Source organism: Pontiella sulfatireligans (assembly GCF_900890705.1).
In the GTDB taxonomy this organism is placed as follows: domain Bacteria; phylum Verrucomicrobiota; class Kiritimatiellia; order Kiritimatiellales; family Pontiellaceae; genus Pontiella; species Pontiella sulfatireligans.
On sequence record NZ_CAAHFH010000001.1, the window covers coordinates 3,271,446 to 3,286,555 of the forward strand.

The 15,110-nt window shown below is 57.6% G+C and carries 11 protein-coding genes; 3 read left to right on the forward strand and 8 right to left on the reverse strand.

The features are described 5' to 3' along the window. Positions 1-22: 22 nt before the first annotated feature. The 3 genes from SCARR_RS11445 to SCARR_RS11455 all read right to left on the reverse strand — a co-directional run bounded on the left by SCARR_RS11445 (position 23) and on the right by SCARR_RS11455 (position 4,055). Positions 23-1,177: an efflux RND transporter periplasmic adaptor subunit gene (locus SCARR_RS11445; protein ID WP_136061713.1), complete on the reverse strand. Its 1,155-nt coding sequence runs from the start codon at positions 1,175-1,177 to the stop codon at positions 23-25. Positions 1,178-1,189: 12 nt separating this feature from the next. After that, positions 1,190-1,813: a TetR/AcrR family transcriptional regulator gene (locus SCARR_RS11450; protein ID WP_136061714.1), complete on the reverse strand. Its 624-nt coding sequence runs from the start codon at positions 1,811-1,813 to the stop codon at positions 1,190-1,192. A 331-nt stretch (positions 1,814-2,144) separates the two neighbouring features. After that, entirely contained in the window at positions 2,145-4,055 is a 1,911-nt protein-coding gene (locus tag SCARR_RS11455; RefSeq protein ID WP_168433249.1) for an ABC-F family ATP-binding cassette domain-containing protein, read from the reverse strand. A gap of 310 nt (positions 4,056-4,365) precedes the next feature. On the opposite strand from SCARR_RS11455, the gene SCARR_RS11460 reads away from it, so the two are divergent. From SCARR_RS11460 to SCARR_RS11470, 3 genes are all read left to right on the forward strand, one after another. Then, a complete protein-coding gene (locus SCARR_RS11460; RefSeq protein ID WP_136061716.1) occupies positions 4,366-4,848 on the forward strand; it encodes a DUF2760 domain-containing protein in 483 nt (160 codons plus the stop codon). 141 nt (positions 4,849-4,989) lie between these two features. Further along, positions 4,990-6,732, forward strand: a complete 1,743-nt coding sequence (locus tag SCARR_RS11465) for an Hsp70 family protein (RefSeq protein ID WP_136061717.1) — start codon at positions 4,990-4,992, stop codon at positions 6,730-6,732. Positions 6,733-6,879: 147 nt separating this feature from the next. Continuing rightward, on the forward strand, positions 6,880-9,642 hold the full coding sequence (locus SCARR_RS11470) for a hsp70 family protein (RefSeq protein ID WP_222846269.1): 2,763 nt from the start codon (positions 6,880-6,882) through the stop codon (positions 9,640-9,642). 55 nt (positions 9,643-9,697) lie between these two features. Here SCARR_RS11470 and SCARR_RS29065 read toward each other — a convergent pair whose 3' ends face one another. From SCARR_RS29065 to SCARR_RS11490, 5 genes are all read right to left on the reverse strand, one after another. Beyond that, positions 9,698-9,823, reverse strand: coding sequence for a hypothetical protein (locus SCARR_RS29065; RefSeq protein ID WP_281281159.1), 126 nt, complete (start codon positions 9,821-9,823; stop codon positions 9,698-9,700). Positions 9,824-10,202: 379 nt separating this feature from the next. Then, complete coding sequence (locus tag SCARR_RS11475; protein WP_136061718.1) at positions 10,203-11,348, reverse strand: sensor histidine kinase; 1,146 nt, start codon at positions 11,346-11,348, stop codon at positions 10,203-10,205. A gap of 174 nt (positions 11,349-11,522) precedes the next feature. Then, a complete protein-coding gene (locus SCARR_RS11480) occupies positions 11,523-12,446 on the reverse strand; it encodes a GDSL-type esterase/lipase family protein (protein ID WP_168433250.1) in 924 nt (307 codons plus the stop codon). Positions 12,447-12,568: 122 nt separating this feature from the next. Further along, positions 12,569-14,155: a hydroxylamine reductase gene (gene hcp / locus SCARR_RS11485; RefSeq protein WP_136062166.1), complete on the reverse strand. Its 1,587-nt coding sequence runs from the start codon at positions 14,153-14,155 to the stop codon at positions 12,569-12,571. Between the two features lie 149 nt (positions 14,156-14,304). Further along, positions 14,305-15,021 (reverse strand): hypothetical protein, encoded by a 717-nt coding sequence (locus SCARR_RS11490; RefSeq protein ID WP_136061720.1) that lies wholly within the window; start codon positions 15,019-15,021, stop codon positions 14,305-14,307. Positions 15,022-15,110 lie beyond the last annotated feature (89 nt).

The following is a 15,110-nucleotide window of genomic DNA, read 5'->3' on the forward strand; positions in this document are numbered from 1 at the left end:
TCCGCTAAGCGGCGAATTGAAATTAACGAATAGATGCGGTTTTCAGGCTCAAGTTTTCATAGATCAGGCCGGGGCCGGATACGACGACCTTTTCGCCCTCGGCCAGACCGGAAAGAACGACCATCCGCGATGCGCCGGCCAATGCGCCAACCTTGACCGGCCGACGCGCCGACGCGCCGGATTGTTCGTCATAAACCCAAACGGCCGAGCCGCCGTTTGCATCGGAAACCAGCGCCGACACCGGCACCGTTAAAGCCGAGGCACGAGCCGCGCCGGCCACCCAGGATACGTTGGCCGTCATGCCTGGCAGGATGCGGCGTTCCGAAGGCGCCGGCATTCCAAACGTTGCGGCATAGGTGCGCGTGAGCGGATCGGCCTGCGTGCTCCATTCCTTCAACCGGGCCTCGAAAACCTTACCTTGCATGGCAGGGAAAGAGGCATCCGCCGTAATGAATTCCGTATCAGCCAGCGCGTTCGCCGCTTCATTTTCCGGAACGTTCACTACAATTTCGAGCAGCTGTATATTGTGGTAGCGCAGCACCACCTGACCGGGGGAAATCATCTCGTGGTTTTCAACAAGCTGTTCCGTCACCGTGCCGTCGTAGGGCGCCAGCAGCGCCGCATCCTTCAGCGCGTGCCGTGCAATCTGCAGCTGAGCATTCAGTGTTTTCACAGAAGCATCCGCGGAATTCCGAGCGTTCTTTGCGTGGTCGTAGTCCGACTGAGGCACCACCTTTTCCTCAAACAGCTCCGATATGCGCTGGTAGTCCTGGGCGGCGTTTTGCTGCATCGCAACCGCGCCGGCAAGCTGCGCCTCCAGCGTCATGATGCGGTCTTCAAAATCGCGCGGATCCACCTGCATCAGCAGATCGCCCTTTTGCACCGGCGCACCCAGATTGACCGTCACCTGTGTAAGCGGACCGCCCACGCGGAACGAGAGCGCCGACTCCTCCGATGCCTTCACGATGCCCGGATAACTGTAGCGGTGTTCCACCGGCTCACGCTTCACCAGCACGAAACGCACCGGACGCGGCGCGCTTTGCTGCGCCAGCTTTGTTTCAGCTTCATGCTTCGCGGCTTCATTCCTTTTCGCGCTCGAGACGCTGATCAGCGCAACGACGGCAACCAGCAACGCGCCGCCGCCGATTCCAATAACGGTTTTTTTATTCAGCTTCATTCCAACAGTCTCCTAAGCGGGTTTGTCCAACGGCAAGCCCAGCGCCCACTGCGTCTGGCTCACCAGTAAATCTTCCAGTTTTTGGAGGTATTCCTCCGAATATGCCGCCACGTCCAGCCGCTTGAGCATCGCCTTCATATAGTTTGCGTGAGCAAAGATCGGCATCTTCATGACGGCGGCATGCAGGAAGGCGTCTTCGTTTGTCATCGCGGGATCAACCAGTTTGAAGAAGCGGTACATTCCGTCCATGCTGGGATCGAGATGCTCCGTCCTGAACAATTCATACAGGGCGTCATCGCGCTGGAGCAGCTGGTAGATCACCTGCGAATGCCAGGGGGCACGGCCGGAGCGGAACATGTCGTCAATTTCACCCGCGACAATCGAACGGATCATCTGTGAAAACGCTTCCCGATCCGGCGGATCGGAGGCTAAATCTGCCATCAACGATTCGCGGGCTTTCGACATATAATCCTTCATCGCTTCCCGAACCACCGCCTCGAACAAGCCGTCTTTGCCTCCAAAATGATAGTGAATGCTGCCGATGTTTTCACCGGAGCGGTCGGCCACGGCGCGGGTCGACACATTGTCCAACCCCACCTCGGCAGCCAGCTCGCCGGCCGCGTTGATCATTTTCATTTTAGTCGTTTCACTTGCTGAATATTTAGCCACAACGCGTCCCCATGCAATTAATCAAACGACCAAGCTTAATCATCCGCCTAATTTAGTAAACCGATTAAATTTAAAAAATCTACAGAACCGCACGCAGGCAGATAAATGTTTAGACGGGATTACAAGATGGACAGGATCACTAGCGCCAAAAAAAACCTAATGTCGATTCGCAACAGAGGATGAATGGCAACGAATGAATGTAGGCAAACACATAAAGGGTCGTGCGCTAAGGAACGTACCGAGACCTAAATCCTGGTCATCCTGTAATCCCGTCAAATAAAAGACATGCAGGGGGAGCCTACGAAATGGCTTCGGCGGTCGTCTCCCAGGCGGCTTCCAAGGCGTGGATCTCGGACTGGATTTTTGCGAGGCGGGTGTTGATGGAGGCAAAGTCGGCGTCGCGCTTCGTCATCATTTCATTGGTCAACGCCACCTGTTCTTCGGTCAGCCTTTCGATCTTGTTCTCAATCTTCTTGAGCGCCTTTTCGGCCTCGCGTTGCTCCGCCCTCGCCTTGCGCCCATCCTTGCCTTTGGCTGCCGGCTGGCCGGGATCCTGAACAGGAGTGGCTTGCGGCTTTCCGGTTTCAGGTTTCAAGTTTCGACCTTCCATCTTCTCAAGATAGTAGTCGTACCCTCCGGGGAAGCGGGAAACTCCGGTCTGGTCTATGGCAATGATGTGTTCGGCAATGTTGCGCACGAAGGTGACGTCGTGGCTGACCACGCAAAGCGCACCTTTGTAGTCCTTGAGCGCGGACTCCAGCGCTTCTCGTCCGTTAACGTCGAGGTGGGTGGTCGGCTCGTCGAGCAGCAGAAGGTTGGGCGGATCAATAAAGAGCCGGGCAAAGGCCAAACGAATCTTTTCGCCACCGCTGAGGATTTCGCATTTTTTATCAACCGAATCGCCGCTGAAGCCGAAGCCGCCGAGCAGCTTGCGGACATCGGAATCCGAGGCCGCCGCATTACCGCTTTTCACGATATGAAAGACGCTGCTTTCCGGCGACATGGTTTCCGCGAAATCCTGACTCTGATAACCTACCACCACTTTGTGACCGAGCACGCGCTTTCCGGAACTCAGCGCCAATGCGCCGGCCAGCGAGCGCAGCAAAGTCGTTTTGCCCATGCCGTTATAGCCGACCAGCGCCACTTTTTCGCCCCGGTTGATCTGTAGATCCAATCCTTGGAAAATCCAGCGATTGCTGTCGTAGGTTAAACCGGCCTGTTCGAGCCGGATAATTTCGTGGCCGCTATGCGGCGGGGCGGCCAGGCGTATTTTCGAAAGATTGGCAACGGCGGCCGGCGCATCGATGATTTTCATTTTTTCAAGCTGCTTGATGCGGCTCTGCACTTGGGCGGCCTTGGTGCTCTTGGCGCGGAAGCGCCGAATAAAACTTTCGATCTGCTCGCGCTCGCGATCCTGGTTTTTCTTGGCGGCGAGCTGATGGTAGATTCGGTCTTCGCGTTCTTTCAGATAGTAGTCGTAACCGCCTTGGTAGCGTGTGGTATTGCCCCCCGCAATTTCGATCGTGATGGTAACGAGCGAGCGCAGCAGATAGCGGTCGTGCGAAATCAGCAGCATCGTGCCCTCGTAGGCGCGCAGGAATTTTTGCAGCCACTCAACCGCCGGCAGGTCGAGATAGTTCGACGGCTCGTCGAGCATCAGCAAATCCGGATTGGCAATCAGCGTGCGGGCCAGCTCGGCGCGCATCTGCCACCCGCCGGAAAATGAGGTGAACGGCTTGTCGAACTCTTCCACCTTGAAACCCAGCCCGCAAAGCGCCGCCTCGGCCCGGCTGCGCATTTCATAGCCTCCAAGATGCTCGTATTCATGCTGCAAAGTTCCAATCTGCTTGAGCGCGCGCTCCTTTTCCGCCGGTTCGAAGCGGCCCATCTTCTCCTCCAGCGCATGGATCTTTTCAGGGATGGTCTTAAGCTCGGAAATCGAGTCTTCGGTGTATTCGAGCAGGTTTTGACTGACCGCGTGCGGGTTCAGTTGCTGGTGCAAATAGCCGATGCGGCAGTGCTTCGGCAGCACAACATCGCCCTTATCGGCCTCGATGTCGTGACCGATCAATCCGAAAATCGTACTCTTGCCCGCCCCGTTTGGGCCGACAATTCCGATCCGCTCGCCGGCGTTGATCCGGAACGTTACCGACTTCAGTACGTCCTGCGCACCAAACTGTTTGCTTACCTGTATAAAATCAATCATCATAACTCCAAAGGCGGAAGAACCTACCGAAACCTTCCACCGATTGGAACTTTTGTATGATTCCTTTTTTTCAGGTCGTGCCCATGCCGATGGGTCGCTGTGGTTGGTTGAGAATCGGCGGAACGGATTCCGTGTATTCGGTGAATTCCGTGGTGAAAATCCCATTCAGATTGATTCGGCATAATAAAATGCCCGTCGCGGACACACGCAGAACCAAACCCATATTAGTGCTTTACATTGAGTAAGGATTTCATACCTTGGCGACTTCTCGGCACACGTAGTGCCCATATATAAATTTTTTGGAGTTTTTGAAATGAACAAACTAAGACTGGCCTTCAAGGCCTTTTTCGCAACATTGAAGTCCGGCGCCCCGGCGTCGATCGAAGCAAAGCCTGAAACGGTTGTGGTTAAACCTGCGCGCAGCGAGGCGCTGACCTTGCTTGCCGCCCTGCAGCGCGAAGCGCGACTGGTGGACTTTTTGATGGAGCCGCTCGACGGCTATTCCGACCAGCAAGTCGCCGCCGCCGTACGCGACATTCAGGCCGACAGCCGCAAAGTGCTCGAACGCATTTTTTCACTCAAGCCGCTGCGCTCGGAAAACGAAGGATCGCAAATCACCGTTCCCTCCGGCTTCGATGCCGGCGCCGTCAAACTGACCGGCAACGTTGCCGGCGAAGCGCCCTACACCGGCGAGCTGATGCATCCGGGCTGGACGGCCGCCAAACTGGACCTTCCCGTCTGGCAAGGCTCCGACGCCAGCGCAAAGATCGTCGCCCCCGCCGAAATCGAAATCTAATCTGGGATCAGATGGTTTGACCGCAAAGACGCGAAGACGCAAAGGAATTAAATCTTCGCTTCTTAGCGTCTTCGCGGTCATACAAAATCAGCCTTTCTTTTTTATAAAACGAATCCGCATCAGCGGAGGAGGACTACTCTTATGAATTCAAAATATGCCATTGGAATCGACCTTGGAACAACGAACTCGGCGCTGGCCTACCGCAGCCTTGAAACAGAGGATGCGCCCGTAGAATGCCTCGCCATTCCCCAGCTGGTGGACCAGGCCACCGAAGAGGCGCGCACCACGCTGCCCTCCTTTATGTATCTCGGCACCGAAGACGAAGGCTGGAACGTCGGTGAATGGGCGCGGCGCCGCGCCGCCGAAGCACCGGGGCGCACCGTGGCCGCCGCCAAGTCGTGGCTCTGCCACAGCCGCGTCGACCGCCACGAAGCCATTCTGCCGTGGGGCGCTCCCGACGACGTTGCAAAATGCTCGCCGGTCGAAGCCTCGAAACGATACCTCCAGCATTTGGCCGATGCGTGGAACGCGCAGTTCCCGGACGCTCCGTTTGCCAAACAGGAACTGGTGCTGACCGTACCGGCCTCGTTCGACTCCAGCGCCCGTGAGCTGACCAGCCTCGCCGCCAAAGAGGCCGGCCTACCGAAAAACTTTATCCTGCTCGAAGAGCCGCAGTCGGCCGTTTATGCATGGCTCGCCGAGGTCGGCGACGACTGGCGCAAGCAGCTCAACAAAGACGACACCCTGCTCGTCTGCGACGTCGGCGGCGGTACGACCGACTTTACGCTCGTGCGCGTTGAAGATGAAGACGGCGATCTCGTACTGCGCCGCGTCGCCGTCGGCAACCACATTTTGGTGGGTGGCGACAACATGGACCTGTTCACTGCGCACATTGCCCAGCAGGCTTTCGCCGAACAGGGCGTGACCGTCGATGCGTGGCAGTCAACCGCCCTCTGGCACGCCTGCCGACAGGCCAAGGAAAACCTGCTCGACCCCGCCGGCGCGGAAACGCATCCGGTCACCGTGCTCGGGCGCGGGCGCAAAGTGATCGGCGGCAATATTTCCGTTGATCTCAACCGCCAACAGATTTCCGACGCGTTGCTCGAAGGCTTTTTCCCGGCCTGCAAGCTGGCTGACCGCCCGCAGCGCACGCAGCTTTCGGGCTTCCGCGAACTCGGCCTCCCCTACGAGCACGACACGGCCATCACCCGCCATCTGGCGGCGTTCCTCGGCATGCACGCCGAAGACGGTGCATCGGTGCGTCCGACGCATGTGCTGTTTAACGGCGGCGTGTTTAAATCCGACATTTTCAAGAACCGCCTGATGGAGCTGATGGGCTCGTGGTTCGACAAAGCGCCGCAGCTGCTCGACGGCAACGAAGACCTCGACCATGCAGTGGCCACCGGCGGTGCGTTCTACGCGGCGGCGAAGCACAGCGGCGGCATTCGCATCCGCGGCGGCACGGCGCGCGCCTACTATCTCGGCATCGAAACCGCCGGCCTCGCCATTCCCGGCGCACCGCGTCCGCTGAATGCATTCTGCGTGGTTCCGGCCGGTATGGAGGAAGGCACCGAAATTGAAGTGCCCGGCGATTCGTTCGGTCTCGTGACCGGCGAGCCGGCCCATTTCCGCGTGCTCAGCTCCGCCGTCCGCAAGCAGGACAAGCCGGGCGACCTGCTCGGCTCATGGACCGAAGAGGAGCTGCAGGAAACCGATTCGCTTGAAGCCGAGCTTCCGGCAGCGGAAGGCGCCGAAGACGGTGGCGGATACATTCCCGTGCGCTTCGAATCGCGCGTCACCGAACTCGGCATCTTCGAGCTCTGGTGCGTCAGCACCATCACCGACCACCGCTGGAAACTCGAATTCAGCGTCCGCGAGGATTAGGCAGAATGATTTGAACCACTTCGTTATTTGCTTCGCAAATTATCTACCGCGTTGCTCAAGGGTGGCAGAATAATTTAAAAATCGGTGGGCGGGAAAAATTATTCTGCCACTCAATTATTCTGCCCTAAAAACAACGGAACTGATTTCGTGAAAAATGATTCTGAAATTTCATCGCGCTTTGTCGTTGGCATTGACCTCGGGACGACCAACTCGGCGGTTGCCTTCATCGACATGGAGCAGGAAGGCTTCGAAGCAACGGTTTTTCCGGTGCACCAATTGGTCGCGCCGGGAACGGTTGAGGCGCGCGACTCGCTGCCGTCGTTCCACTATGAACCGGCCAAGGGCGAGTTCGAAGCGGAGGCCCTGACGCTCCCGTGGTCCAGCGAAGGGAAAAGCGTGGTGGGCGTGCTGGCGCGCGAGCACGGCGCCGCCGTGCCGGGGCGGCTGGCGGTTTCGGCCAAGTCGTGGTTGAGCCATGGCGGCGTCGACCGCAATGCGGCGCTGCTGCCGTGGCACGGTGCGGAGCGCGTGCATAAAATTTCTCCGGGCGAAGCGAGCCGGCGTTATTTGGAACACATCCGCCACGCGTGGGATCATGCTCACCCGGAGCAGCCGCTGGCGGAACAGGACGTGGTGCTGACCGTGCCGGCTTCCTTCGACGAAGTGGCGCGCGAACTCACTGTAGACGCGGCACGCAACGCCGGCCTGCCCAAACTGTGTTTGCTGGAAGAACCGCAGGCGGCCTTCTATGCCTGGATGCGCGAGCACCGACAGGCCGAAGGCATGCAGACCGGGCAATCTATTCTCGTGTGCGACATCGGCGGCGGCACCACCGACCTGACGCTGATCGAGGTCGAAGACGGCAAGGATGAAACGCTGGCCTACCGCCGGGTCGCCGTGGGCGAGCATTTGCTGCTCGGCGGCGATAATCTGGATTTGGCGCTGGCCCACCACATTGAAGAAAAGATGGGCGGCGAAAAGCTGTCGCCCGCCGTGTGGAGCGTTTTGGTGCGGCGCTGCCAGCAGGCGAAGGAAACCCTGCTGCAACCCAACGCTCCGGAGAACTGCACCATCCATCTGCCGGCGCGCGGCAGAAGCGTGGTGGGCGGAAGCCGGCAGGTTGAGCTCGAACGCGACGAAGCGCTGCGCCTGCTGGCCGAAGGTTTCCTGCCCGAAGCCGCTGAAGGAGACAAACCTGAATTACGCCAATCCGGATTCCAGGAATTCGGCCTGCCCTATGCGCCGGACGCAGCCATCACCCGCTATGTGACCACCTTCCTCGCGGAGCACGGCAACGCGCGACCGGACTATATTCTTTTCAACGGCGGCTTTTTTGAATCGGCCGTGCTGCGCGACCGGCTGTTGAGCGTGCTGGCAAAGGCGCTCGGATGGGAACCGCACGTGCTGCGGGCCGACCGACTGGACTTAGCCGTGGCGTATGGCGCGGCGGAATACGGCCGCGTACGGCGCGGCCAAGGCACGCGCATTACCGGCGGTCTGGCACGCACCTACTATCTGGGCGTTGGTCAGGACAACGGCGAAACGGCATCCGTTTGCCTGCTGCCGGCCGGGCTGGAGGAAGGCGAAACCGTCGAGCTGGCGGATCGCACCTTCCAATTGCAGATCCGCAAGCCGGTGGAGTTCCCGCTCTACACCTCCAGCACGCGGACGACCGATAAGCCCGGCGACCTGCTGGCCATCGACGAGGAATCGATGCGCCCGATGCCGTCGATTAAAACGGTGGTCAACTCGGGCAAAAAGAAAAAAGGGGCGGAGACGATCAATGTGCAGGTGCACGCGCGACTGACGGAGATCGGCACCATCGAGGTTTGGCTGGCCGAAAAAGGCGGCAACCGCGAATGGCGGCTGCAGTTTGATGCGCGCGCCGCCACACAGACCGAGCGCGCCGTTGAGGAAGATACGGCCAACCGCGCTGGGCTGGTGGACGAAAGCTTGGTGGAAACCGGCGCAGCGGTGATCCAATCGGCACTGGACCCGAAACGCACCGGCGAACCCAACGCCTTGCTGAAACAGCTTGAAGCCGCCACCGGCATGGACCGCGGCGACTGGCCCCCTGCTCTGCTGCGCCGATGGTTCGAGGAAACGTTGCCATTGGCGACTTGCCGGCAAGCCAGCGCCGTATTGGAGTCGCGCTGGCTCAATCTCGCCGGCTACGCCCTGCGCCCGGGCTACGGCTTTGCCGCCGACGACTGGCGCGTTGGAAATGCATGGCTGATGAAGCAGGACGGCGTTGCGAACCATCGCAACGAAATGTGCCGGGCGGAATGGTGGATTTTTTGGAGGCGCATCGCGGGCGGCCTTACGGAAAACCAGCAAGTGGAACTCTCCGGACCGATCATTAAAATGTGGAGCTCCCGCATTCTAAATCCTGCGGGGCAAAAGCCGCCGAAGCAAAACAGCTTCCAGTTCGGCGACCACGAAAGCGCGGAGGTTTGGCGCCTGCTCGGCTCGCTGGAACGGCTCCCGGCCACCAAGAAGGTTCTCTTGGGCGAGTTGCTGCTGACCTGGCTAGAGCGCAAAGGCGCAAAGATTTCGAACGGCGCGGCGGTTTGGGCGTTGGGGCGCATCGGTGCACGCGTGCCGGCCTACGGCCCGCTGAATACGGTGGTTCCCGCCGAGAAGGCGGAGGAATGGGCGCTGCGCTTGATGGCGCTTCGCGACGCGACGAAGGAATCCGCTTTTGCCCTGATGCATCTTTCCCGCTGCACGGGCGACCGCTACCGCGACCTGCCCGAAGAGAGCCGGGAAAAAGCGTTGGCGTGGCTGAAGGAACACAAAGCCTCGGAACGGCTGCTCGAACTGGTACGCGACGGCAGCCTGCTGGATGCGGAAGAGCAGGACCGCGCCTTTGGCGAAGCGCTGCCTCCCGGCCTGCACCTCGCTGGATAATAAGCGGTTACCGGTTTCCTATTATAGAAGCAGGAAACCGGGGCCGCTGTGCGGATTAAATTGCGTCGGATCTCTTGTTCTTGGCCTTTTCCTTTTTGGCCGCCCGCTTTTCCTTCAAGGTCATCTGCGGTTCTTTCTGTTTTTCCCGCTGTCCTTTGTCTTTTTTACCTTTTTCGCCCATGTCTATTCCTCCGTCATTCTGCTGCGTCCGATGCTGAAGTTCAGCGGAAAGCCTCCGCCGCAGCATCGTTGTGGCATCTTTTCAGACACCGGTCGTGCGTTTTTAAAATTAATTCATGTCGGAGAGCAGGGTTTCCTGCAGATCATTGACCGCCCCTACGAAACACTCGGAGTCTGGCGCCGCGCAGGAAGGTAATGCATTGTGGCAGAAAATGCTCACTCGTTCCAACCCTCTCTCGGTTAACCAATGAGAATCGTACAACCAATCCCCGAATACGCAACACTTGTTTCCCGGCGAAAGTGTCTGGATTGGAGCATGGAGGCGGGCTGCTGGATGCGGAAGAGCAGGACCACACCTTTGGCGAAAGCTGGCTCCCGAACTACACATCGCTGGCTGATATCTTGCCCTGTGGAAGGAGCAAACGGAAAACCGTACCGTCGGCAGCGGTGGAGTTGAAGGTAATGGAGCCTCCTAAGACCGTTTCTGCGAACAGTTTCATGGAATAGGTTCCCAAGCCGCGTCCTGTGCCGGACTTCGTGCTGAAGTGGCGCTGGAATATCCGAGGTTGAATCTCCGGAGGGATAACCTGCCTATTCCATACGCAAAACGCATCACTCTCCTTGGAAGGCTCCACCCAGAAACGGACGGTACCGCCGGGATCGGTGCCCTCGAAGGCATTAATGAACATGTTGAGCAGCATGCGGCGGAGCAGCGACAGGTCCGTAACCAGCACCTTCCCCGGATCTGGCGGAACGATGTCCAACCGTTTTCCCGCCAAACGCTCGTTGGCATTGAGATTGAACTGCAACTGTTCGAGCAAATGATCCAGCCGGATTCGCTCGTAGACCGGGCGGTATGTGGAATCGTTCGCCAGCAATAGCATTTGGTGGAGCTCTATATCCTTGCTCAGGTGGTGGAGCATGTCCCTAATGGTCCGGGCGTCTTCGTTTCCAGGCAAATCCTGCAAGTGCAGCTCGCTCGTTCCCATAAGCCCGGAAAGCGTGTTGTTGAGATCATGGAAAAAAGACGCTTCCAACTCGGACCAAGCCTGATGATCCGTAATGTCCTGCATGAACAGCAGTATGAAACGGAGCCCGTCAAAATAGACGGGAATGGCCTGCACCTTGAAGCAACAGTCGTCGCGCTTTCCGTTCCTTTCGACCGTTGCCGCGCAAATGCGCTCCTCCGGTTTTTCGTGCTCGATGGCGCAGGCCATCGCGATGGCCGCGCCGCAGGTGGCGCAATACGGCGTAGTGCCGCATCCGTTGGGCGCCTCGTTGGCATGTATGCATTGAATAGCCTGACCGGGGCGAAGCCCCACCACCGACTCCAAATCCGCAATGCCAAGAGCTTCAAGCGCGGCGTCGTTCACAGAAATAATCTGCCGCTGCGGGTTAAGAATGGCGACCAATCCGGAAACGGACTTCATCAACCCGCCAATAACGGGATTGAGGGAGGAGACCTTTACCGCCTCCTCAAGGGCTTCTTCCGTTGCCCGTTCCGCTGATGCAAAGAATGTGTTCATCACCCCGATCTCCGCAAAATCAAATTACACAATCGCAACCCAACCGCGCATACAGCGAAGAGAATGGCAAACTTTTGAGATAAGTCAAACCGCGATCGGCCGAATGCAAAAAAGCCGGAATCGTTAGAAACTTTATCATCAAAGTTATAGATACGGACTTCTCTGATTGACGAGTTATGGAATAGTGATTCGGAAAAACGCCGCATTCGTCGAGGCGGGCAAGACCCAGTTGGTCGAGGTTGTATCGGGAATGATTGCGCTGACATTGGTCCATGCAGAACCAAAAAGATCTCCGGTTTGCTCCGCATAGTTCGATACCCCGATCGAGAGGTTGCTGACTTCCAGCATAATGGTTTCGAAGGCCATGGAAATTGATTCAATCCGTGGCTGTTGCTTCACCCGCTGTCGTTCGATGGCAGAAACCACCGCGGGATACCAGTTGGCGGCCATTTTATCGTAGCCGATTTGCGAAGGGTGCAGATCGTCGGCCAAATCGGATGAGGCATAATCGATCCCTGCCCCGTTTTCCATATCAACCATCAGCAAATCATCTCCGTCGTCAGCAATGCGCATCTGGGCCATGACGTTGAGGTTGCTGTTGTAGGCCGTAATCTCCGCGTTGCGGGAATAAGCCGGCTTCGCTCTGATAATCCGCGCCAGCACAACCGTTGCCTTGCTGTTGGCGGCATAGATTTCATCCAGAATCTGTGCCACTTCGTTTGCATCGGCATTATTGCCGTTGCTGTCGTTGATGTCGTTCGTGCCGATGTGCAAAAGAATAATATCCGGCTGGATAGACGCCATCCAACCGCTTATATGCCCTAAAATCGTGCCCGGAGAGGTGGGATGCGCGGCGTACCACCCGTCGTGGCCTTGATGCTGATTATCAGCAAAGCTCCCGTTCGCCTCCCCGCCGACAAAATCGGTGTCATATCCCGCATCTGACAGCAGCTCCTTGAGCTTTTTACGATAGCTGTTTCCATCGCCATTATATGTTCCGCGGGTAATGGAATCGCCCAATGGCAGGATACGTACAGGAATCCCGTATGCCGGACAGAGCAACAAACCCCATGCGACATACAACAATCCGGCCCTCATTAGACTAGTTCTTGCGGGTAACATGATCATATTAATAACGTATTAATCAGGAAAAGAAACCCTCCAAATCAAAAAAAACGCCCCCGAAGGGACGCTTTTCCAAGCCTGTAAAAACAGTGAAACTAGGCGCCGAGGCACTGTTTCATGTCTTCCTCAACGGTGGTAACAGGTGCAATGTTGAAGTTGTCAACGAGCACTTGCAGCACGGTCGGGGTGATGAAGGCCGGCAGGGTTGGGCCCACCTTGATGTCCTTAATGCCGAGGTGCAGCAGCGACAGCAGGATGCAAATGGCCTTTTGCTCGTACCACGAAAGGATCATGGAGAGCGGCAGGTCGTTCACGTCGCACTCGAAGGCGCCGGCGAGCGCCACAGCCACCTGGATGGCGGAGTAGGCATCGTTGCACTGGCCCATGTCGATCAGGCGCGGAATGCCGCCGATGTCGCCGAAGTCGAGCTTGTTGAAACGGAACTTGCCGCAGGCCAGCGTCAGGATGGCGCAATCGTCCGGAACGGCTTCGGCAAACTCGGTGTAGTAGTTGCGTCCCGGCTTCGCGCCGTCGCAACCGCCCACGAGGAAGAAGTGTTTCAGATCGCCGCTCTTGACGGCGTCGATGATCTGAGGAGCAACACCGAGTACGGCATTGTGGCCAAAACCGGTCAAGATGGTTTTTTCTTCTTCGGTTTCGGCAAAGCCGTCGGCTTCGAGAGCGGCTTCGATGACGGGCGTGTAATCGCCGTTATCGATATGCTGAACGCCGGGCCACTGAACGAGGCCGCAGGTAAAGATGCGGGCCTTGTAGTTTTCTTTCGGCTTCTGGATGCAGTTGGTGGTCATCAGGATCGAACCGGGGAACGCTTCGAACTCGGCGCGCTGGTCCTGCCATGCGCCGCCATAGTTGCCGACGAGGTGCTTGTATTTCTTTAATTCCGGATAGCCGTGGCAGGGCAGCATTTCACCGTGGGTGTAAATGTTGATGCCCTTGCCTTCGGTCTGCTTGAGCAACAGGTCGAGATCCTTGAGGTCGTGCCCGGAGATGAGGATCGCCTTGCCCTTGACCGGCGTGATGCGGACGGGGGTCGGGACCGGATGGCCATAGGTGCCGGTGTTGGCGGAATCGAGCAGCGCCATTACGGTCAGGTTGACTTCGCCTACTTTCAGCGTCAGCGCAACGAGCTCGTCAACGGTCGGCGCCGGGTTGAGCAGGAAAGCCATCGCTTCGTGGAAGAAGGCGAATACGGAGTCGTCTTCCTTTTCGAGAACGAAGGCGTGGTCGGCATAGGCCGCGGTGCCCTTCAGTCCATAGATGATGAGTTCCTGCAGGCCGGTCACATCCTCACCGAGGGTGTTCATGCGGCTTTCGATGCCCACCTTTTCGCCTTGGGAAATCAGACCGTCCATGTCGCCGGCCAGTTCAAACTCGCCGCCGAGGTCTTTCAGCACCTGTGCGCCGCGGCTGATGATGCCTGCGATGTCTTTGGGATCAAAATTCACGTTGGTGACGGTGGTGAAGAGGCCTTCCATCACGTAGAGGTCGGCATCGCGGGTCGTTTTTCCGGCGGCGCGGGCTTCGAGGGCCTTGACGGAAATTTGTTTGCACAGTTCAATCAGCAGGTCCTGCAGGGCTGCGGTTTCGGGGTCTTTTCCGCAGACGCCGAACGCGGTGCATCCGGTGGACTGGCTGGTTTGTTCACACTGGTAACAGAACATACTCATGATTTCTTCTCCTAGGTTATTAATCGGAAAATCCGATCATCTTGGTTTCAAATGATGCAAACGATAATACACCCCTTTAAGAACCGATCCTTGATTTAGATCAAGAAGGCGCATTTTTTCGGAAAAGAGAGGAACAGAGGCCGTCATGGAAGCTGGTCATGAAAGGTGATTTGCGGATCCAGGCCGTGGAATGCCGTCCTTCGACCTTGTCGGTTTTTTTTGCAGTCGACTTTGATCGCCAGGCCGGTTACCGGCGGAGCCATTCTGCCGAACGCCTCCTTAAACTTGTCCGACAAGGCAAAATGAGTAGTGACGAGCTCCTTCGTGCCGTCAGCCGAAATACAGCAGCAGCGGCCGCTTTGCTGCCAGTAGTCGCCGAAATAGGCCTCTCCAACCTTTTCCCCGTCCGCGTGGAACAGGCCGATGAAATAAGGGAGGTTCGGAACCACCAGGTTGCCGCGGCTGATCTTTTCGATGCCGAAGGTGATCACAACGTCGATCGCCTCGCGGATGTTCCAGGTTTTATCTTTCGGGCCGGACCAGTCAGCGCCCTTGGGGTATTGATCCACCCCCCACTCGATCACCACATGATGTGCATTTTTCAAAAACACCGAAGGTTCAAACTCATAAATCAACGCGCCGGAGTCGCTCCCCATGGCTTCAAGCACCTGCGTTCCGTTTTCAAAGCGGGGATTCATTTTCAGGATCTTGCCCTGGTTCTTCCAGCCCTGCTCGTTGAACCAGCCTTTCACATCGCCCTTGGCGGTGGAAAAATCAAGCTCGTACACCACCGCCGAAAAAACGGCCGAACCGCTCAGCAGCAAGGCGGACAACACAACCGCCGGTTTAATCAAATTCATCACGAACCCCCTCAATAATTGAGAGCAGTATAAGCTTTGAGCAGACGCGCGACGACAAAAAAAGGCTCCAGCCAAAGCTGGAGCCTTCA

Coding starts and splice junctions, on each gene's coding strand:
- SCARR_RS11455 (WP_168433249.1), bottom strand. CDS start 4,055: ATGATGATTGATTTTATACAGGTAAGCAAACAGTTTGGTGCGCAGGAC.
- hcp (WP_136062166.1), bottom strand. CDS start 14,155: ATGTTCTGTTACCAGTGTGAACAAACCAGCCAGTCCACCGGATGCACC.
- SCARR_RS11460 (WP_136061716.1), top strand. CDS start 4,366: ATGAACAAACTAAGACTGGCCTTCAAGGCCTTTTTCGCAACATTGAAG.
- SCARR_RS11450 (WP_136061714.1), bottom strand. CDS start 1,813: ATGAAAATGATCAACGCGGCCGGCGAGCTGGCTGCCGAGGTGGGGTTG.
- SCARR_RS11490 (WP_136061720.1), bottom strand. CDS start 15,021: ATGAATTTGATTAAACCGGCGGTTGTGTTGTCCGCCTTGCTGCTGAGC.
- SCARR_RS11445 (WP_136061713.1), bottom strand. CDS start 1,177: ATGAAGCTGAATAAAAAAACCGTTATTGGAATCGGCGGCGGCGCGTTG.
- SCARR_RS29065 (WP_281281159.1), bottom strand. CDS start 9,823: ATGGGCGAAAAAGGTAAAAAAGACAAAGGACAGCGGGAAAAACAGAAA.
- SCARR_RS11480 (WP_168433250.1), bottom strand. CDS start 12,446: ATGAGGGCCGGATTGTTGTATGTCGCATGGGGTTTGTTGCTCTGTCCG.
- SCARR_RS11475 (WP_136061718.1), bottom strand. CDS start 11,348: ATGAACACATTCTTTGCATCAGCGGAACGGGCAACGGAAGAAGCCCTT.
- SCARR_RS11465 (WP_136061717.1), top strand. CDS start 4,990: ATGAATTCAAAATATGCCATTGGAATCGACCTTGGAACAACGAACTCG.